The 19,754-nt window shown below is 48.2% G+C and carries 15 protein-coding genes; 3 read left to right on the top strand and 12 right to left on the bottom strand.

The genetic code is table 11. From position 1 onward, the window contains the following. Positions 1–44: 44 nt before the first annotated feature. Positions 45–1,229 (bottom strand): LLM class flavin-dependent oxidoreductase, encoded by a 1,185-nt coding sequence (locus tag IFU39_RS17825; protein ID WP_105600004.1) that lies wholly within the window; start codon positions 1,227–1,229, stop codon positions 45–47. 464 nt (positions 1,230–1,693) lie between these two features. On the opposite strand from IFU39_RS17825, the gene IFU39_RS17830 reads away from it, so the two are divergent. Beyond that, a complete protein-coding gene (locus IFU39_RS17830; protein ID WP_105600006.1) occupies positions 1,694–2,566 on the top strand; it encodes an AraC family transcriptional regulator in 873 nt (290 codons plus the stop codon). A gap of 257 nt (positions 2,567–2,823) precedes the next feature. Here the strand turns inward: IFU39_RS17830 and IFU39_RS17835 are convergent, their stop codons facing one another. The 6 genes from IFU39_RS17835 to IFU39_RS17860 all read right to left on the bottom strand — a co-directional run bounded on the left by IFU39_RS17835 (position 2,824) and on the right by IFU39_RS17860 (position 11,256). Further along, the gene (locus IFU39_RS17835; RefSeq protein WP_105599596.1) at positions 2,824–3,747 is read right to left on the bottom strand and encodes a hypothetical protein; all 924 of its coding nucleotides are present in this window, start codon (positions 3,745–3,747) and stop codon (positions 2,824–2,826) included. A gap of 8 nt (positions 3,748–3,755) precedes the next feature. Beyond that, a complete protein-coding gene (locus IFU39_RS17840) occupies positions 3,756–5,123 on the bottom strand; it encodes a nucleotide sugar dehydrogenase (protein WP_091018247.1) in 1,368 nt (455 codons plus the stop codon). Between the two features lie 153 nt (positions 5,124–5,276). Beyond that, positions 5,277–6,080 (bottom strand): response regulator transcription factor, encoded by an 804-nt coding sequence (locus IFU39_RS17845; protein WP_105599597.1) that lies wholly within the window; start codon positions 6,078–6,080, stop codon positions 5,277–5,279. 289 nt (positions 6,081–6,369) lie between these two features. Next, complete coding sequence (locus tag IFU39_RS17850; RefSeq protein ID WP_179198584.1) at positions 6,370–7,770, bottom strand: glycosyltransferase family 2 protein; 1,401 nt, start codon at positions 7,768–7,770, stop codon at positions 6,370–6,372. 22 nt (positions 7,771–7,792) lie between these two features. After that, on the bottom strand, positions 7,793–9,001 hold the full coding sequence (locus IFU39_RS17855; RefSeq protein WP_091018251.1) for a HEAT repeat domain-containing protein: 1,209 nt from the start codon (positions 8,999–9,001) through the stop codon (positions 7,793–7,795). Positions 9,002–9,027: 26 nt separating this feature from the next. Continuing rightward, positions 9,028–11,256, bottom strand: a complete 2,229-nt coding sequence (locus IFU39_RS17860; RefSeq protein WP_105599599.1) for a hypothetical protein — start codon at positions 11,254–11,256, stop codon at positions 9,028–9,030. An 857-nt stretch (positions 11,257–12,113) separates the two neighbouring features. Here IFU39_RS17860 and IFU39_RS17865 point away from each other — a divergent pair. After that, on the top strand, positions 12,114–13,358 hold the full coding sequence (locus IFU39_RS17865) for a DNA polymerase IV (protein WP_192134093.1): 1,245 nt from the start codon (positions 12,114–12,116) through the stop codon (positions 13,356–13,358). Next, positions 13,355–13,636, top strand: coding sequence for a YolD-like family protein (locus tag IFU39_RS17870; protein ID WP_192134096.1), 282 nt, complete (start codon positions 13,355–13,357; stop codon positions 13,634–13,636). The genes IFU39_RS17865 and IFU39_RS17870 overlap by 4 nt, the downstream gene beginning before the upstream one ends. Before the next feature lie 275 nt (positions 13,637–13,911). Here the strand turns inward: IFU39_RS17870 and glsA are convergent, their stop codons facing one another. The 5 genes from glsA to IFU39_RS17895 form a co-directional block, all read right to left on the bottom strand. Beyond that, positions 13,912–14,853 (bottom strand): glutaminase A, encoded by a 942-nt coding sequence (gene glsA, locus IFU39_RS17875; protein ID WP_091018260.1) that lies wholly within the window; start codon positions 14,851–14,853, stop codon positions 13,912–13,914. Between the two features lie 144 nt (positions 14,854–14,997). After that, a complete protein-coding gene (locus IFU39_RS17880; RefSeq protein ID WP_091018262.1) occupies positions 14,998–15,480 on the bottom strand; it encodes a GNAT family N-acetyltransferase in 483 nt (160 codons plus the stop codon). A gap of 258 nt (positions 15,481–15,738) precedes the next feature. Next, positions 15,739–16,974 carry an L-lactate MFS transporter gene (locus IFU39_RS17885; RefSeq protein ID WP_091018296.1) on the bottom strand — a complete coding sequence of 412 codons (1,236 nt, stop codon included), beginning with the start codon at positions 16,972–16,974 and terminating at the stop codon, positions 15,739–15,741. A 180-nt stretch (positions 16,975–17,154) separates the two neighbouring features. Then, positions 17,155–17,955, bottom strand: a complete 801-nt coding sequence (locus IFU39_RS17890; protein WP_091018264.1) for a LytR/AlgR family response regulator transcription factor — start codon at positions 17,953–17,955, stop codon at positions 17,155–17,157. Positions 17,956–17,965: 10 nt separating this feature from the next. Further along, positions 17,966–19,618, bottom strand: a complete 1,653-nt coding sequence (locus tag IFU39_RS17895) for a sensor histidine kinase (RefSeq protein WP_192134237.1) — start codon at positions 19,616–19,618, stop codon at positions 17,966–17,968. Positions 19,619–19,754 lie beyond the last annotated feature (136 nt).

Genomic DNA, 19,754 nt, shown 5'->3' on the forward strand with positions numbered 1-19,754 from the left:
TTCTGTCCTCTCCGTTTTCGTATAAAAAGATTAGTTGAACCTATTTAGTTAGTAGTAACTTGATGCTGCTTCTGTCTTGTTTTCCATTTTTCTCGAATGATTGGCATCACGGCACGTCCGAAGATTTCTGCCTCTTCCAGATGAGGGTAACCTGACAGAATGAAGGTCGTAACGCCGAGATCTCCATATTCCATCAAGCGTTCTGCGACTTGTTCGGCTGTACCTACAATGAGGATTGCACCGCCGGATCGCACAACGGACAAGCCTGTCCACAGGTTGGGACCTACGACAAACTGCTGCTTCTCGGACAGTTCCCGTAACTCGTTCTGTCTGCGTTGGTTGGTTGCATCCGTCTCGGCAAAAGCGGCTTTGGCTTTCTCGATCGCTTCTGGTGGTACTTTACTAATAATCTCCCAAGCTGCTGCCCATGCTTCTTCTTCGGTATCCCGAATGAGAACCTGAGCACGCATACCGTAACGGAGCTGACGATCTTGTCCCGTTTCCTCTTTTACTTGCTGACGAATGACCTCAATCTCTTCGATTTGCTCCTGAATCCAGTCATGAGGCTCGCCCCACATCAGGAACGTATCTGCATGCTCAACGGCCACCTTCTTGGCAATCGGTGAACTTCCTCCCAGATAGAATGGTGGATGTGGATTTTGAACCGTCTCCGGCATGCCTACCGGCCCTTTGAAATTATAATACTGCCCGTTGAATTCAGGATTGAGATCGCTGGATGCATCAGCTCCTGATTGTGTGCCACTTCCGGCAAACTCCGTCAGATTCAGTCCCGTCGATTGCGTCCACGAACGCTTCATCACTTCCATATACTCACTCGCGCGAACATACCGTTCATCATGCGCATGTGCGAGTGGATCTCCCAGTTCCTCCAGATCCCGAACGGAACTGCCTGTCACTACATTGATCATGGCACGACCACCAGAGAGCTGATCCAGTGCCGCTCCCATGCGTGCAGCAAGTACGGGTGTAACCAAACCCGGGCGAATGGCAACAAGGGGACGCAATGTTTTCGTATGACTCATTACTGCCGAGCCAACCACCCATGCGTCCAGACACGCTCCCCCTGTCGGAATTAGTACAAATTCGAATCCTGCCTTCTCCGCCGTCTGTGCCACATCGATCAGATAATCCAGACTCGGCTCCCGCTCCGGGGCAACCCCTACATACTTCCCATCCCCTGCTGTAGGCAAAAACCATCCAAACTTCATTTCTTCCTGTTCGCTCACAAGAGTCAATCCCTTCTATGATAAATTGCTCTAAAAATGTTTCACTCAAGCACTTCGGTTACAAAAAACCTTTCGAGCACTCTTGTCCCCAGATTTCTTTTCATTCCCCTTTAATGGGAAAATCCGGTGACAAAGGTGCACGCTTCGCTTCTTCAGGTCCTTTCTGTCCCCTCCGTTGTCGTGTCATTCTTTAAATTGATTTATTAGACATATTCAGAATCAAATGCCGATTAATTAACTTGGTTTAATAGGTATGGACATCATATCAATTGATTTGTCTGTGAGCAATGTCATTTCGCGGCAATTTCATTTTGTCATTTTGTGGTCTTTTCTCAGATTTAGGTCTTCCTGATCTTGAATATGTATAAAACCCACCTGTATAATAGGTTATAAGAGAAACTTTTAGAATGTACAAACGATACTTATACAATAAAGAGGTGTTCCTGATGACCGAGAGCATGAAGGAGGACCACCATGAGTTTTTGGAACTTATTTTCTTCACTCCATCTGAATTCGAGAAAGCTGGTGGCGCCTGGCCGATTCGCATTGGCCGTAATATAGCCAAAACCAACTATCATATTGGCCCGCGCACTACGCCTTATTATTATTTGCTGTTTGTACTGGAGGGGGAAGGTACATTCATACAGAATGGACAGCGTCACGCCCTTCGTGCCAGGGATGCGTTCTGTCTGTTTCCACAAGTTACGCATGAATACTGGACGGACCCGGAGGACACGTTGCAGAAAATATTTATTGCCTTTGACGGCGCACATGCAGCCGAGCTACTGTCTCGGATTGGACTTACACCCGACTCACCGTATCGTTCAGGTGTACTGACGCCGGAGACTGCAAGCGCCATGCGTTCGTTCATGGAGGATGTTCGCAAACCGCAGGACGGAGCGAGTGATCTGGGACGACTCACCCGATTTCTAAACCTCTTCGACCGAATTGCCCGGTCCCCCGCAACCAAAGGATTGCAACCGGATTCAGCCACACCTTGGCTCCAGAAAGGCAAGGAATACATGGATATTCATTTTGCAGGCGGCATCTCCGTGGAAGGCGTGTCCGCTCATGCGGGTGTGGATCGAACCCATTTTGCCAAACAGTTCCGCAAAGCCTATGGTCTGTCCCCTGTGCAATATATCCAACAATTGAAAATGAATCAGGCCAAACGCCTGCTGGTACAGACGCCGCTAAGCTTAACTGAAGTGGCTCACTCCGTGGGTTATCCCGACTTGTTCTCCTTCTCCAAAGCGTTCAAAAAACAAGTCGGTTTGCCGCCCAATCGTTATCGTACAGCGGAGAGTACTAAAGAATGAGGGAGCGACCTTTCGCTCCCCAGCCTATAATCCATTCCTTATGCACCACGCCTGTATACGTTGTGTAAGATGTCACCTCTACCAAATTACAATGGACTCCTGAGTTTCATATCCTGCACAGCATAGTGCTGCAAAACCCATTACGAAATCCGTCACCAAAGAAGGCAAGCCCCATCTACCCGGGACTTGCCTTCTTTCTATACTATAGTCTTGACTACACGTACTCGAAACCAGGAACTTTTTACGTTGACATAAAACTATTCCTTCTTTTCATCCTTGCGCGCAAGTGGAATACCGTTCTTCTTGGCATACCATGCTTCATAATGATGCACAGCTACACCTGCAAATGAAGAATGAGAGGAACCGAGATCAAACACCTTCGCCATCTCTTCATTCATATTGCTAACCGGTTTACGGAAAAAGGTCAGGTGATCCCCCTCGTGTGTATCCGCGAGTTCCGCTCCGATCCAGACTTTCTTGCCGAGATCATCCGCTTCGTCCAGTTCTTCCTTGGACAGATCATACATCTGCTGTCCACTGTCCCGATAAGCCATAATGGCCACCGCATCGAAGTGGGAGATCACCCAGCGACTGAATGTACCCTCACCTTCAGCCGACTGACGGGCATCAAGCCAGAACGGGATGGCAGCGCTCATGTACAGTCCGGCATCCTCGCCGGCTTTTGTCCAGGCCTTCATGTTGTTCTGCCACTCTCCAATGACACTGTTCTCCTCTTTCTCCCAGCGCTTCAGCTGATACGGCTCCACATCCAGTTGAATGCCTTCGAAGCGTTCATTCTTGGCGGAAGTTTCATTGTATGCTCGTACTCGCTCGATAAAAGCAAGTCCTTCATCCCGCTTTTCCTCATAAGCCCAGTCTGCATGACCGTTAAGTCCATGCACTTCAATCTCAGCCTGCCGGGCAGCCGCAATGAATTTGCGATATGTTGCATCAGGCACCTCATCCTGGATTTGCAGGAAGATGGTATCCACGCCCTGTTCTTTGGAAAAAGCAATAATTTGAGGCGTTTGTTCTGCAATAATGGACGCGTCCCACAGCCAGGTCGCTTTATGTTCCTCCGTCGTGAACCATTTGAACATCCAGGACAGAAGCAGCAGGCATAACACCGCAGCCAGAATAGCCCATTTCGCCATACCCACCAGCTTGCCCCGTTGCCTCATATATTTCCTCAGACGAGCAACGCTTCACTTGGTTCAAACACAGGATGCTGAACCGAGTGACCAATTTTGTAGATGTGCGGATGTGTGTACGAACGGAATGCATTTCGTGTATCCAGAATCGGCACACCCATCTCGGCAATATCAAAGTAAGGCAAATCGCTGTGGTTGGTGATCAGCACGATGCAATCGTACTTTTTGAACTGTTCCAGATTGAACACTTCGCTGTGTACGGTCTCCCCATGCTTGTCCTGGAAGGAATCCGCATGTGGATCGTAGTAGCTAACGTTAGCTCCACTTTCCTTGAACAGTTCATATACTTCCAGTCCTGGTGATTCACGCAGATCGGCAATATTCGGTTTGTACGACATGCCGAGGAGCAGAATATTTGATTTACGTACGGATTTCGCGTATTCGTTCAGAATCGTTGACGTTTTGTTCAATACATAATATGGCATGTTGTCATTGGTAGATTGCGCCAGCTCAATGAATTTGCTATAGAAACGGAAGCCTTTGGCCTTCCATGACAGGTACATCGGATCAAGCGGAATGCAGTGTCCACCGATGCCTGGGCCTGGATAAAATGGCATGAAACCAAATGGTTTCGTCGCCGCCGCGTCAATAACTTCCCAGATATCAATGCCCATACGGTCGCACATCATCGCCATTTCATTTACAAAGGCAATGTTCACGCTGCGGAATGTGTTCTCCAGCAGTTTGGACATCTCAGCCACTTTCGGCGAAGATACCGGTACTACGGTTTCTACATATTTGCTATATAACGCTGTTCCCAGTTTCAGGCAAGCTTCGGTTGTACCCCCGATGACTTTCGGTGTATTAAATGTTGTGAAACGTCCGTTGGACGGGTCCACACGTTCAGGCGAGAAGCAGAGGAAGTAGTCTTTACCTGCTTCTTGTCCGATCTTGTCCAGCTGCTGCTGGATCAATTCTTCCGTCGTACCTGGATAAGTAGTGCTTTCCAGCGTAATGAGCATACCTGGTTTCATATGCAGTTTGATCTGATCCACAACGGTCTCGATGTAAGACGTATCCGGGTCCTGATTCTCACTAAGCGGTGTTGGTACGCAGATACTGAGTGCGTCGATCACGCGCAGCATACTGTAATCTGTCGTTGGCTGGAAACGACCGCTTTGCATTACTTTTTTCAACTCATCGGACGAAATATCGTGAATATAGGAATCTCCTTGATAGATACTGTCTACTTTGGACGCATCCAGATCAATTCCGATTACCGTGAAACCTTGATTGACCATTTCCACGGCAAGTGGAAGTCCTACGTAACCGAGCCCGACGACGCCGAGTACAGCTTCTTTATTTTCAATCGCATTCAGTAATGTGTGGAATTGTTGATTCTCCATGATATTCCCTCCGGGCAGTGTATTTGGTAGTGCTTAAAATCCATATAAATAGATGAGTGTCTGTGCTCTAAATGTTGCTCTAATCTATCTGATTCATAGTGTAAAAAAACTCTTACTTTGCACTTCACACAATCAGTTGTTCCAAGCCGTCTTCTAATGCAGGCAGCGTCTGATTCGTGCATCCAGCTCTACAGGTGAGAACGGTTTGGTCATGTAATCATCCACGCCGCTGCGGAAACATTGACTAATCGTCTGCTCGACACGTTGTTCGGTCAACACGACAATTTTGGGTGGCTGCTCCATCTCCAGGTTCTGAATATGATGGATGAACGGCAGACCGTCGATGCCATACAGATTCAGTTCGGTGAGCACCAGGTCTGGTGTGACTTTCTCGATCAACTCCAGTGCAGCCAGTCCATCGACGGCTTCATAGGTTTCGTATCCCTGCATCTTCAACCGCAACTGCAGGAATTCGCGTACCGTAGGGTCGTTGTCCACAATCAAAATTCGTTCCGGCTCGTCCGCCGTATTGTCTAGCGTGTAGATATGAATCTCCGACGAATCTACGAGCTTTGAGGACTCAGCCATATGCTGAATAGTTGCCTTCGAAGGGCGCTCCCCTTCCGGGAAACTGGCCAGTGTAATCTGTGGATCGGCACCGGGCACGGTCTCTTGCAACTCATGTTTGATCCGAAGTCCTTCATAATGAACTTCATCCAGTGACAACCCTGGCAGCAGGACGGCAATTGCCTGGGTAGCCCCATCCTTCCACACCTGGAAGGATGTCTCACTCGTTTGCTCCAGATGTGTCCTGACCTGCTGCTCAGGTTGAGAGTTTCCTGCACAATGGATGAACATTAAGCCGCATGTTTCGGCACCCGTATCCTTCAATCCCTGTTCTACACTTCGGTACACATTAACGGCAGCCTCACGCTGCAATGTCGCCGTATTTGGCATGTTCTTTTCCACCCTTCTCCTCGATTATCTATACATGTCCAAAAAATGTTATTTACACTGACACTCCGATGACAGAACGACCTTTTGATCGCTGTTATCCCCAGACTTTTTTGATTCCTTTTAACAAGGGGAAATCCGGGGATAGCGTATGCTTTCGATGTAGCTTTCTTTCAGAAAGCTTTTAGGCGCACGCTTCGCTTCATCAGGTTATTTCTGTCCTCTCCGTTATCGTGTAAATATTTAGTTGAACATCTATATTGCTGTTACTGTATTTCCATGATCTCTGTACTTAAGCGGCTTCGCTTGTTTTCTTCTCATCCTCGGACCAGCTTTGGCGTGTCATGGTACCCCATGAGTTGTTGTTTTGCATGAACTGCACATGTCCCTGCAATCTCCACAGTACGCCGAGCTGGTGGTAACCCACGAATTTCAGCGCGGAGTAGACCAGCATTTTGACCAGATCGGAGAGCTTGTTATAACGCTTGAAAGCAATCTCCTCCAGGACAAGTGCGCCTACACTCAGCAGATAACCACTCACGAAGTTCAGCAGTCCGAACAGAACCAGAATCGGCCATTGCGTCATATCCAGAAGCACATATCCAGCGAGAGCCAGAAGGCCGGTAATCCGGAAATACGGGTTCAGCGCTTCAAAAAGGACGTTATAAGGCATGGTTACCATACCCATGACTTTATATTTCGGATTGAACAACATGCCGCGATTCTCAATCATGTTCTTCAGGTTCCCACGGCCCCAGCGCTTGCGCTGACTGGACAAGATCCGGTAGGAATCCGGCGCCTGCGTCCAGCATACGGCCTCAGGGCAGAAGGCAACGCGATACTTCAATTTGTTCTCCAGCATATAACGGTGAAGTTTAATGATGATGTTCATGTCTTCCCCAGGATAACCATCCCGGTAACCACCTACGGCGATAACAGCGTCCTTACGGAACATACCGAAGGCACCGGAGACAATGATCAGACCGTTCATGTGACTCCAGCCAATCCGTCCGCCCAGGAAGGCTTTGAGATATTCAATGGACTGGAACATGGGCCAGATTTTGCGTGGCAGCGATACATCTTGCACTGCCCCGTTTTCAATTTTGCAACCATTGGCGATCCTTACATCTCCACCGATGGCTACCGTCTCTTCCGGATTCTCCATATACATGCGTGCCATGCGGATCAGGGCATCCTTTTCCAGCAACGAGTCAGCATCGATCGAAGAGATCAACGGATAGTGGGACAGGTTGATCCCGGCATTGAGGGAATCGGCCTTACCGCCGTTTTCCTTGTCAATGACATACAGATCCGGGAACTCCGGGTTATGATAGATCCCACGAATTTTCTGACAGGCGATCTTGCCCCGAATCTTCGTATTGGGTACTGGCTTCAGCCGATATTCATCCAATAAAATCTTCAGTGTGGCATCACTGGAGCCGTCATTTACGACGATCACTTCATAGGTTGGATAATTCAGCGTCATCAGGCAGTTCACATTTTCAATAATCGTCAGTTCCTCGTTGTATGCCGGTACCAGCAGAGAAACCGAAGGCACTAGTTCCGAGCCTGACAATGTATTGTATTTGGAATAATGCGACCGCCGGAAGATCGTCCAGATGTTACGGAACGATAAGGCCAGAATGGAAAAATAGAGCGTATTTACAAAAACAACATAGTAGATTGCGACCATGCCGTAGATTAATAGTAGATCCCTAAGCAGTGTAATCCCCTCCTACCGTAGCGACACCTGTGCGTTTCTTGCTGGTTCTGTTCTCTCGGACAGGGCCAAAATAGCGATCGTACAGCAGTCTTTTTTTGTTATGTGCAATCATCTGCTCTACAGCTCTGTCATCGGTTCTCGTGTGCTGCATGGTACTCTCAATCTGCTGCATCGCAATCTCGCGCTCAGCAACTGTACCTTGCACCGCAGCCTGACACAGCGCTTCGAATCCCGGTTCACCGAGCTTGCTCAGACTCTCCGCACTGTTATATCGAACTCTCCAGTCCTCATCCCGCAGCGCTTTGCGCAGCAATGGAATACTGCCAGATGCATGTTTCGAACCAAGCGCTTGTACCACTTCAGCGCGAACTTCCGGATCGGGGTCCTGGATCAGCTTCAGAATGGTCTCATCCCGGAGTGCTGGACTTGCGCTAAGATACAGCTTCACCGCTTCGGCACGTACATCCTGATGTTCTGCGCCTACCAGTCTGTCGAGTGCAGGCATCACTTCAGGTACAGCCTGTCCCCACATGGCAACCAGTCCGACTTTTACAAAATCAGGATTCCGATCTTCCAGCAATTCAATTAGAATTCTGCTCGTATCCAGACTCGTTTCGAGCAGAATATCTGCTGCCAGATGGTGAATGGACTTACCTTTGGTTAACAGCAACGCGAGCATGTCTTTCAGTTCACCTTGCCGAGTCGTACATCTGGAGATGGATCGACCAATCATAATGGCCATCGGGCCCGGTTTCTCATCCTTCAGCAATTCCATCAAACCCGGAACGGCTTCAGGACAACGCATGCCACCCAAGCGATAAGCTGCATCAATCTGGCGACCATAACGCAGACGGCCCAGTTCCTTCAGATCATGCTCTACGAATCCTGCTTCACGGCACAGTGCGATTAATTTGTCGCGATACTCACCCTTGAACTGGTCGATCCATTCAATCAATCTGTCCTGAATGACTCTGCGTTCCAGCGGAGCCAGTTTGCCTGGTGGCAATTTGAGTGGACTATTCTCAGTCAAGGCTGTTTGCAGATAGGTGAAGTAGTCACGCTGCTTCAATTCATAAAACGCCGTCTTGCGTCGTTTGCCATTGTGGGACATTTTCATGGCAAACAATACGATGACGCCTACAACAACAAGTGCGATACAGATGTACAAAAACAGATAGGCCAAAGCCAAACTTGGAAACATGTGAAAAGGTCCTCCTTTATACTCATTTATTCGATCTGAAAACTAGGAATTTTTTCATAGCTCTTCTTCATTTTTTCGTAGCTTAGCTTCAGGCGTTCACTATACTGCACCTGCTCCCAAGGCTGCCAGCTATATACCGGCAAAGTCTTCAGGTCCAGGGTCGTCTGTTCACCCCCAGGCCAAGATACTTTCTTCGTGGCGCGGTCCGTTAACCACGGAATGAGAGTAACGCCTTCCACAGCAACTGTAGAGAACTCACGTCCATTCTTGAGCGGTCCATAGTCGATCGCTTGCAGCGAACTCGGATCACCGAACCCAAGCAGCATCCAGGGAATTCGCATCTCCACTTGATTGCCGTTATACTGCCATGCCGTTAATGAATCCGTATCAGGCTGGCCGGGAGCCGTCGTTCCTCGCTTCAATGGTCCGACCTTTTCATTCATGAACGGTTGAGCAGATCGGGTATCCGGCGGTGTCATCCTCAGGCTGACTGCCAGATTCCATGGGTGGAACGGATTATCTGCGGAATCTGACTGCTGATCTGGCAGCATATCGTATCCTTCTTTGCCGTACAGACGCTGATTAAAGTCATAATCCTTGGCAATCTCCACCTGTGATTCTTCATCCTGCCCCAGTGTAATCACTGTCTCAAGACCATCACTAAGTGTCCGCCCCGGGAGTAACTTATCAGGCTGACTGCCTCCAGCAAGTGTATCTGTACCAATTCGCAGCACTGTCTTCTCCGGGTCAAACGGTTGATCCAAGGTCAGCCCAATATACAGATAGGCTTCATCATGGGTCATCTTCATTTCCTGAATGCCGTCCACTTGGCCCTGCCAGGTCGTGACCTCTTCATCCTTCAGATCATTCCAGTCATCCAGTGTTCCATCGATGGTCAACTGTTCCTGTTTGCCCGGGTCCATGGCAAGCAGACCAAACATTTTCTCGTTTGTCAGCACGTTCAGCCAATATGCACGGCGATCAGCCGGAATTTCCAGTGGCATCGTGTTCCATGTTTTTTTGAACCATTCATCCTGCCACATGAACACAATCGCTCCCGAGTATCCTTCATCATAGATATCCTGCGTCAGTGACGCGTCAATATCTCCCTGCTCTACTTCGTTATGTCCACCCTGATTCCGGCCTCCCATACCCAGATGGGAAATACCAAGAGAAGAAGGTACGCCATACTCTGTAATCATTACAGGCATATCGGAAAACTCGGCTTTAAGTTTGCGCAGATAACTTTTGTACGTGTTGTACTCACCGTTCTCATCCTTGATGGTTTGGAGCGTTTTATCAATATGGAACAGATCCGGGTAATACGGGTATACATGGTAGGCTGCAAAATAACCTCCCTGCCACGCCTCCGGCTGAATATGTCGGGCATCCACACTGACGAGATCCTCTTCATACAACGGCTCGCCGGGATGATCCAGCACATCGGTCGTTACCCAGTTGGTGAAGGTCATCGGATGTTCCCACCCATACTTCTTCTCCAGGACCGCCGTATGATCCAACAGCTCTGCGAGCCAGTTCTCGAACGGTGACGCTTCTGGAGTAGCCGAGAAATGAACTCCCTTGTACTGCGGTACGTCCGCATGTTTTGCGTTTGTGTTGTCTACCATCGCCGGGTCCCATTCCGTCCCCACATGCCAGGCCATCAGGTATTTTCCTGCATTGGTTTTGTATTTGCCGCTGGACTCTCCCTGCTTGGCCGGAATGTCCGCATCGCCATAGACAGCAGATACGGCTTTCTCAATCTCCTGCTTGAACGTCTGCTCAATATGGGCGGCGTAGGCATCCTGCTTCTCAATCAGCTCTTCCTCAGGTGACCATATCCCTTGTATAAAATATAACGGTTGCTCCCGTCCGCGGTTATATTCGACCAATGCGGAGTAGAAAATCGGTTCGTGAACCGTGTATACCCGGATTACATTGGCTCCCAGATCCTCGATCTGCTGGAACCACCGCAAGTAATCCTCTTTGGTCAGCGGGAATTCTCCCGGGTAATGCCCCGGTGAAGTTGCGCCCAGGTTGACACCTTTGACGAACATCTCCCTCCACGTTCCATCTGGCCCGTATTCCATGAACCGGTCTCCATCGGTCTTGAATTTCATCTCCGTGCCGTTCTCCGCTGTGTACGTAACGAGCTTGGGTTGCATATAGTGCCATCCGGCAAATATTCCACCGGTCACCACCACTGCTCCTGTCAACACCGTTAATAGCCAGCGTCTTCGTCTTTGTCTGCTCATGTCTTTAGATTGCTCACCTCTCTAATATGCATCCTGCTTCAACATCGAATGGTCCAACATGAAGTTTACGAATCAATCCGCTTCGGATGTCCGCTTGGTAGAGATGTCAGCGGTGTAGTTCTCACTATAGCGCTAAGACTCTGCATTTGTAACTAGGCTGATGGAAGCAAACATGAAATGGAACATTCTGCCCATAATTCGTAAAAAGCGCCATCAACTAGCATCCGAAAGCCTCCAGGATACATCTGATTACCAAACACTAATATTTGCTGGAATCGCATGGATTAGATGCCCTGCTGATCTTGCACTTCTGGAACCTTTATTGTTATGTGCAACGCGGGAACAGGCAACGTTTGCCGTTTGAACACATACCCCATTAAACGCGAGTTATATTTTAAAGTTGCGGACCTTTTTACAGTATTAACCATAAAGATTACAAAATTGATACTATAGTCCGATAACGCATCAGCGATATTCCGCGTCACATCAAGGTTTTCTGAAAAGTGCAGAAAATCAAAAAAGGACATCAGTCCCCCTCTATAGGACTGTACCCATTTATAACCCTTTTACAAAAAGCGAAATGAACGCCCGGTCATCACCCTCAAGTCACGGATCTCTCACATTAAATGTAAAAAAGCACATCTTATTTCCTAATTTCTGACTCTAATATGGCCTTAGGGCAATTGTGTCCAATTTGCAAAATAATTCCGGTTGCCGCATTTCGAATTGTCGGATATGCTTATAAAACAAGAACACTTGTTCCATACTGTAAATAAACTGTTAATTATAGATATTCAAATGAAGATAATCGACACTTTAAAGTAGAGTACAGCATCACGGATAAGGAGAGAAGTCTTATGCCCCGCCAAGACAGACGTGTCATCATGCTGGCCGACTGCCAGTCATTCTATGCCAGCGTGGAGAAGTCTGCACATCCCGAATACAAGGACCGCCCCCTCGTTGTTGCGGGAGATCCGGCGCGCCGTTCGGGTATTATTCTTGCGGCTTGTCCACTCGCCAAGTCCTATGGAATTACAACAGCAGAACGATTGGGCGAAGCGCTCGCCAAATGTCCGGATGTTGTTGTTGTTCGCCCGCGGATGGCCGAGTACATTCGGGTGTCCCTTCATATTACGCGTATCCTTCAGTCTTACACCGATCTGGTGGAACCCTATAGTATTGACGAACAGTTTCTCGATGTCACCGGAAGCCTGGATCTGTTCGGTAGTCCCGAGACGATTGCCCGCAGCATTCAATCCAGGGTGATGGATGAGACGGGTGTATACATTCGGATCGGCATCAGTGATACCAAGGTCGTTAGCAAGATGGCCTGTGATCTGTATGCCAAGAAAGTCCCGGGAGGCATCTGCACGCTACCTCGCAAAGATCTGCCTTCAACCATCTGGAAAAAACCTGTGCGAGACATGTTCATGGTCGGTTCCCGCATGGCGCAGCATCTCTATAAGATGGGGGTCCATACGATCGGTGATCTGGCCCAGACTCCACTGTCCCGGCTGAGAGAACGTTGGGGTGTGAATGGCGAGGTATTGTGGCGTATCGCCCGCGGTATTGATGATTCCCCGGTCAAACCCGGGACATATGCTCATCAGCAGCAGGGAATCGGACATCAGATGACACTGCCCCGGGACTATGACTCCTGGGAAGATATCAAGGTGGTACTACTTGAACTGGCGGAACTCGTCAGTCGACGTTGCCGGGACAAATCACTCATGGGCCACGTGGTCTCGGTTGGATGTCGCGGACAGGATTATGATCGGCCAACCGGTTTCTCCCGCCAGATGAAGGTGAATGAACCCACCAACATTACGGATGAAGTATACGATGCGGCAGCAGCTCTGTTTCTGCGCCATTGGGACGGATTACCCATCCGCCGCATCAGCGTGTCATTGACCGGACTTGTACCCGATTCTGAAGTGCAGCTGTCCTGGTTTGATGACCGCGAACGTAAAAGAGAATTGGAACGTGCCACGGATGATATCAAGCGCAGGTACGGAGATACCGCCATTATGCGGGCATCCTCCCTCTGCTCGTCCGCGCAAGCCCATGAACGTTCTCATAAAATTGGAGGTCATTATAAATGAGTAAAAAATTGCAGCAAAACGGTATCTTCGAGTCCTCACGCATGATGCTCCCCGAACACCGGGAAGCCTACATTCTTCATCAGGAACAACTTGCTCCTCGTACCCGCCCATCCCTGGATGCCCAGGCCGCGGAAGAAATGTCCCGTTTGCTCAGCAACTCGATGATGCTTGGAGATAGGGTCACTATTACGTTGTTTCACGAACATGACGATATCCGTTACACGGGACAGGTGCTTCGGCTGGACCGTCCTGCCCGTACCCTCAGACTACTGATGTAAGATGGGTCCCGGGATATTCAGATGAACCTCATTACAAATGTGGCCCTAGCCGATGAATGAAGGGAGATATACCCACCCCGATGTTGTGGATATTCCATGATAGATGCAGCATAGCCGTTGCCATGCAGGACTGTCTTCCTACACTTCCAGGTGAATACCAAAAGCAGCCGACGAGACATATCCTGACCATTCACTTCGTTCTAAAGAAGCAAAATATCAGATATGTGATTCATCGGCTACATATAAGGGTAAGCTTCTTTTTTCTGAAAAACTTCTTAGAAAAAACTCCAGTCGAATTCCTTGGACAGACGCTCCAGCAGATGCACGCCGGCAATACTGTTGCCTTTGCGATTCAGAGCCGGGCCAACAAGACCAATGCCGAATTGTCCCGGTACAAGGGTCAATATCCCTCCGGATACTCCACTTTTGGCGGGCAAACCGACCTCGATGGCAAATTCGCCTGATGCATTATACATACCACAGGTGGTCATGAAGGTCTTCGCAATCTGAACATAGCGACGAGGGATGAGTTCTTCTCCCGTAATTGGATCTGTTCCATTATAGGCCAGAACAAGTGACATTCGAGACAGATCTGCACACGTCACTTCAATGGAGCAATGACGGAAATACACGGCAAGCACGTCTTCAACGTCATCCTTAATAACCCCGTTGTGCTTCAAAAAGTAGCCAAGTGAACGATTCATATGACCACTCTCCGATTCGGACTGGAATACCTCTTCGTTATAGCCCAGGCGATCATTATTCGCCAGTTTGCGGAAAAACTCCAGAATGCGGCGTGATTTTTCTTCCTTACAGTCTCCTCCAACAAGCGAGGACACCGTAATCGCACCCGCATTGATTAGTGGATTAAACGGGATTCCGGGTTCGACTAGTTCAAGCTTGATCATCGAATCGTAATCGTCGCCTGTCGGTTCTTTTCCTACATTAAAGAAAACCGCTTCTTCCCCATGATCCATCAGGGCCAGAATAAGGGTAAATACTTTGGAGATACTTTGCATCGTAAATGGGACACCGCAATCCCCCGCTGACACATGGTTCCCTTCGGCGTCCATGATATGTATACCAAGCTCATCCTGAGAGGCTTTGACAAGCTCCGGGATATAAGAAGCCACCTTACCTTGCCCGGTGTGCAAACGACTGGTCTCCAGCCACTCCGGCAGTAATGCATTCAGACGTTCCATGGTTGAATTGCTCATATGTCATCTCCTCCACATCTCTATATAAGCAAGCATCTTGCATGAAAAGTGCATGGTGAACGCCCATATAATTAATGAGTAATGAGTTCCAGCCCTCTCATGCAAGATGCCCTGTATTATCTGATTACCCTCAGAACAGTCCCTTTACCGCTTCATTTGAAGATTTAACTCCAAAATCTCGCCAGGAAGACCCTCGTAATCGCCTGTCCAGGTGGATACAAAGTTCTGTCTGGTCAAGATCCGGCGGGAAGCAGCGTTACCCGGATCGATAACTGCGTAGAGGGATCCAATCCCTGCGGCTTGTGCCTGAATAATCAACCGTGAAGCTATGGATGTGCCTTGACCTTTGCCCCAATGTTCAGGCAGGATCATGTAACCTATCTCAGCCTTGGTCGGGTCCTCCTGATCCGGAATCAATTTGGCATACGCCACACCGGCACCATCTTCACTATATACTCGGTAATGTCCACAAGTGGAACGCTCATTAAACTCCAGCATAGACTCGAATTGCGTTCTCGCCTCTTGCTCAGGTACTGCACGTTCTGTAATCTGTTTCATTACTTCCATATTGGAAACCAATGCATAATAATCATCAAAATCAGGTTGTGTGTATTTAATGAACTTCATGATATGCCTCCTCTGGGGTACATAACTTATCTTGGACTTGTTGAATTCACCTAGAGTATAACAGATGCGAATGACGGAATGCACACTAGGCACCATGCTTGCAGGCAGCCAGATGGTCCGATAGGCCAACAAGTCAGCAATCTGACCACTGTAGATACCAAAAAGCGGCCTCAACTGGAGACCGCTTTGTTTACTTTGTTTTTAATTTGCTTTTTAAGATGAAGAAATATTCTCTGTTCCGTACTTCCAGTGCATGTGTTAGCTTGCCCGTGATGAAGGGTTAAGGTTCATCTGTTTTTCACGTTGACGTGCACGACGACCTTGACCCGGAGGTGTAATGATCAGTGCGAGCAACAGCGAGACAGCGCAGAGTACAGCAATCACGATGAAGGTTAGATGGAATCCACCCAGCAGGGCGCTGATGAATGAGCCAGCCAAAGCACCAAATCCAAATCCCTGATAGATCACACCATAGTTTTTGCTCTGATTTTTCAATCCGAAGTAATCGGCCACAATCGCCGGGAATACCGTAATGTTACCGCCGAAGCAGAAGGCAACGGCCGCCACACAAGCGAAGAAGATCCCGAAGGTCAGTGGAACCAGACTAAGTGTCATGACAGCTACGGCTGTAACCAGCAGCGCACCAGCGATGACTTTCATTCGTCCTACTTTATCCGACAGCGCACCGAGAATAATACGTCCTGCCGTGTTAAAGATTGCAACCATGGCCACTGCGTTCGCAGCGGTAGCTACATCAAGACCTGCAAGCTGTACACCGATATCTTTGACAATACCGATCAGATACAAACCGCTCATACAAGCCGTGAAGAAAATAACAAACAGCATGTATGCTTCTTTTGTACGTAGCATCTCTTTCACCGTGTAGTCATGACGTGCTACGACTTGTTTGGATCCTTCCTTGCTTGCCGGAGCCTGTTCACGAACAACCGCTTCACGGATCAGGAATGATCCCGCAACCACCAGAACCAGAACGATAATGCCCCAGTACATAAATGCCTGAGCAGGACCAACGGCACCAATCAATGCCGTGTTAACATATTTGAACAATAAACTACCGGTACCGAATGCGCCGACCGAGATTCCCGAGATCAGACCTTTACGCTCCGGGAACCACTTGATCAGATTAGACAACGATGTAATGTACGCCGTACCATCTGCAAAACCAACGACAAATCCAGCCAAAATGTACAGCAATGTTAGCGAAGTGACTTGGGAACTCAGAATAAGACCCAGTCCAAGCACAACCCCGGCTACACGGATCAGGCGCTGAAGACCCCAACGTTCCTGCAACCGGCCTGCAAACAATGTGGCAAACGCCAAAGCAAAACTGGTAATTGAAAAAGTTATCGCGACCGAGCTGACGTCCCATCCGAAACGATCAGACAACGGTTGATTAAATAAACTCCAAGTATAGATAGTTCCAAGACCCATTTGTACAATGATGGTCCCCAAAACAATAAGCCAGCGATTCATTTTTGTAGGTGCAGATGTTGATTCAGGTGTTGATGAAACGGATGAAATTGTTGCTTTCATCGTGATCTCCCCTTTGCCGATGTCATATACATGAATGCGTTCACAAGCTAATCATACATGAAAGGGGATTCATCACACCGTTTTGAGCATGAGTTGCATCAGATGCGGAATGAAATGCTTCTAGATGCGCATGAGTTGCCTGAATTCTTTGACCTTCCCACGACTCACGGGCACTTCAGCTTCCAAATCGCGCAGACGGAGCAGATACGTATTGTTAAACCAAGGTACAATTTCACGGATTTGCGACAGATTTACGACGTAAGAACGGTGGCAGCGAAAGAACGTATCCTGTGGCAGACGGCTGTGAAAATCCGATATGCTCACTGGCATGGTGAACTCCCCATTTTTGGTATATACCTTCGTCACTTTCTCTTGCGCTTCCGCATAGTAGATATCTGCCGTATCCGTAACAATAATATTGTCATTCCGCAGCAGATTAATTCTTCTGTCTGTATGGGAATTCGTATCTCGTTCTCGTAACAGATCTCCCTGTGCAGCAGATCCGTCCACCAGAGTAGCTGGTCCATCCTCAACATGTTGCTCCACCGGCGTATGATCACGCTTGAAAGCCATCTCCAGTTTATGGAGCATCGCAGCGATTCGTTTCTCATCATAAGGCTTGAGAATATAATCGAACGCCTCCAACTCAAAGGCTTCCGCTGCATGTTCCTTATACGCCGTAGTAAATACAATGTAGGGTTTCGTTGCAAATTTCCCAATATGATGAGCCAGCATCATACCGTCCAGCGAGGGAATATTGATATCGAGAAAAATAACATCTACTTCTTGTTCCTGCAAAAACTTCAGTACATCCAGCCCATCTTCAAGGCGATCCACCACTTCAATCTGACTATGTTCCTGGATTAAATAATTCAGTTCCTCACTTGCCAGAATCTCGTCTTCCACAATAAGAGCTCTCATTGATCCATCATCACCTTGTTACGACATCTCCTTTGGGCACATCAAATAAAATATTTGTTCCTTGTTCCAGCCGTGTAATGGTTACACCTTGTCCGTAGATAAGCTTGACCCGGCGATACACATTATATAGCCCGATCTGGTTACCAGGCATACGGTCGTGATAGACCCGTTCAATAATATCTGCACTGATTCCTGCTCCTGTATCGCTGACACTGATTCGCACAAACTCCGGATAATCCTGAACCCGAATTCGAACAGTCCCGGGTCCTTTGACCTTGAGAATGCCATGAATAATTGCATTTTCGACGAGCGGTTGGATAACAAGACTCGGAATATGCACCGCGACTTCATCAATGTCATAGATCACGTTAAGTCGGCTACCAAAGCGAGCTTTCTCAATCTCTACATAATTCCGGACCTGCTCCAGTTCCTTATGAATATCGATCAACTCATCCGACAGCTCCAGATTGTAACGCATGTACCCGGATAGATTCACAATCAGCTCCCGGGCACGATCCGGTTTGGTTCGGATGGACGAAGCAATCGCATTTAGCGCATTAAACAGAAAATGAGGGTGAATGGTTGTCTGTAACGCACGCAGTTCTGCTTTGTTGGCAGCAGCCTTGATCTCTTCTACCCGAGATACTTCCATCTGGGTTGAGATGATCTGCGATAAACCTACAGCCATCGTTTGTAATGGATACGTAATTTTGTACGCTTTGCGATAATAGATTTTGAGCGCACCTGTAATGTCTCCTCGTTCTTTGAGCGGAATGATTAACAGCGAGTGGATATCCGGTGTTTTTTCATCAATGACATCATTACTGATCGTAATCTCCCCGCTGGATATTGTCTTCTTGGTCATCTCACTTATAATTTCATTACCAATATGATATCGTTCCTCACCAAATCCTACATATGCTAGCACATTTCGGGTATCCGTAATCGCAACGGCATCAGCCTGAATATCCTCCTGAATAATCCGGCAGATTTTGCGCAGAGAATCCTCGTCAATGGAACGGAAGTACGGCAAGGTCTTGTTGGCAATCTCCAGCGCCAGCTTCGCCTGACGAGCTGCAATCATTTCCTTTTCCCCTTCGACACTCTGTACCAAGAGCACAATCAGCCCAATGTTGACTTCACCCAGAATCATAGGCAGCGCAATCTGCGAGACAATATCGGCACCCAGTGGATCGGGATAGGAAAATAGCAGGATTAGTAACATCGTGAGCGCTTCGCAGATCATTCCGGCACCAATACCGATGATCCATCGCTTAGGCTTGGGCGTGTACTTATGTATATATCCGGATACCAGACCCGCCAGGATACTCGTGATTAGACAAGGTATAGCTGTGACACCATCCATATCGATCAAATACCGATGCACACCGGACACAATCCCCGTAATAATACCCACAGGCGCCCCGAACAAAATACCACCCGATAGCACCGCTATAATGCGGACATTCACCAGTGAACCTTCAACATTAATGCCCGTATATGTCCCAAAAATGGCAAAAGCACAGAATAACAAGGTAACTGCAATAGACTCTTGCCACCTTAATTTCCCCTTTTGCAGAATCTGCCTAAATCTCGGCACCCTCGACAGAAAGAATAAAAATATAATCAACAGCGCCGCCCGTTCAAATAAACCCAGCAGCATCGTAAACATTTCCAATCGTACTTCCTCCACATCTGTCTGAAAATAAAATGCATACCGACGCAGCCACGCCTTTTTGACATAAAATCCAGGACATTGATCGCTGCTGCTCGTATGCTCGTATGCTCGTATGCTCGTA

Origin of the sequence: Paenibacillus sp. CFBP 13594 (assembly GCF_014842675.1) — a bacterium.
GTDB lineage: Bacteria > Bacillota > Bacilli > Paenibacillales > Paenibacillaceae > Paenibacillus > Paenibacillus amylolyticus_B.

Bases quoted from the DNA above. Each gene is read 5' to 3' on its own strand.
- glsA (WP_091018260.1), bottom strand. From the start codon at position 14,853: ATGAGCAATTCAACCATGGAACGTCTGAATGCATTACTGCCGGAGTGG.
- IFU39_RS17845 (WP_105599597.1), bottom strand. From the start codon at position 6,080: ATGCCAAATACGGCGACATTGCAGCGTGAGGCTGCCGTTAATGTGTAC.
- IFU39_RS17855 (WP_091018251.1), bottom strand. From the start codon at position 9,001: ATGTTTCCAAGTTTGGCTTTGGCCTATCTGTTTTTGTACATCTGTATC.
- IFU39_RS17885 (WP_091018296.1), bottom strand. From the start codon at position 16,974: ATGAATCGCTGGCTTATTGTTTTGGGGACCATCATTGTACAAATGGGT.
- IFU39_RS17835 (WP_105599596.1), bottom strand. From the start codon at position 3,747: ATGAGGCAACGGGGCAAGCTGGTGGGTATGGCGAAATGGGCTATTCTG.
- IFU39_RS17890 (WP_091018264.1), bottom strand. From the start codon at position 17,955: ATGAGAGCTCTTATTGTGGAAGACGAGATTCTGGCAAGTGAGGAACTG.
- IFU39_RS17895 (WP_192134237.1), bottom strand. From the start codon at position 19,618: ATGCTGCTGGGTTTATTTGAACGGGCGGCGCTGTTGATTATATTTTTA.
- IFU39_RS17880 (WP_091018262.1), bottom strand. From the start codon at position 15,480: ATGAAGTTCATTAAATACACACAACCTGATTTTGATGATTATTATGCA.
- IFU39_RS17850 (WP_179198584.1), bottom strand. From the start codon at position 7,770: ATGGTCGCAATCTACTATGTTGTTTTTGTAAATACGCTCTATTTTTCC.
- IFU39_RS17860 (WP_105599599.1), bottom strand. From the start codon at position 11,256: ATGAGCAGACAAAGACGAAGACGCTGGCTATTAACGGTGTTGACAGGA.
- IFU39_RS17865 (WP_192134093.1), top strand. From the start codon at position 12,114: ATGCCCCGCCAAGACAGACGTGTCATCATGCTGGCCGACTGCCAGTCA.
- IFU39_RS17840 (WP_091018247.1), bottom strand. From the start codon at position 5,123: ATGGAGAATCAACAATTCCACACATTACTGAATGCGATTGAAAATAAA.
- IFU39_RS17825 (WP_105600004.1), bottom strand. From the start codon at position 1,229: ATGAAGTTTGGATGGTTTTTGCCTACAGCAGGGGATGGGAAGTATGTA.
- IFU39_RS17830 (WP_105600006.1), top strand. From the start codon at position 1,694: ATGACCGAGAGCATGAAGGAGGACCACCATGAGTTTTTGGAACTTATT.
- IFU39_RS17870 (WP_192134096.1), top strand. From the start codon at position 13,355: ATGAGTAAAAAATTGCAGCAAAACGGTATCTTCGAGTCCTCACGCATG.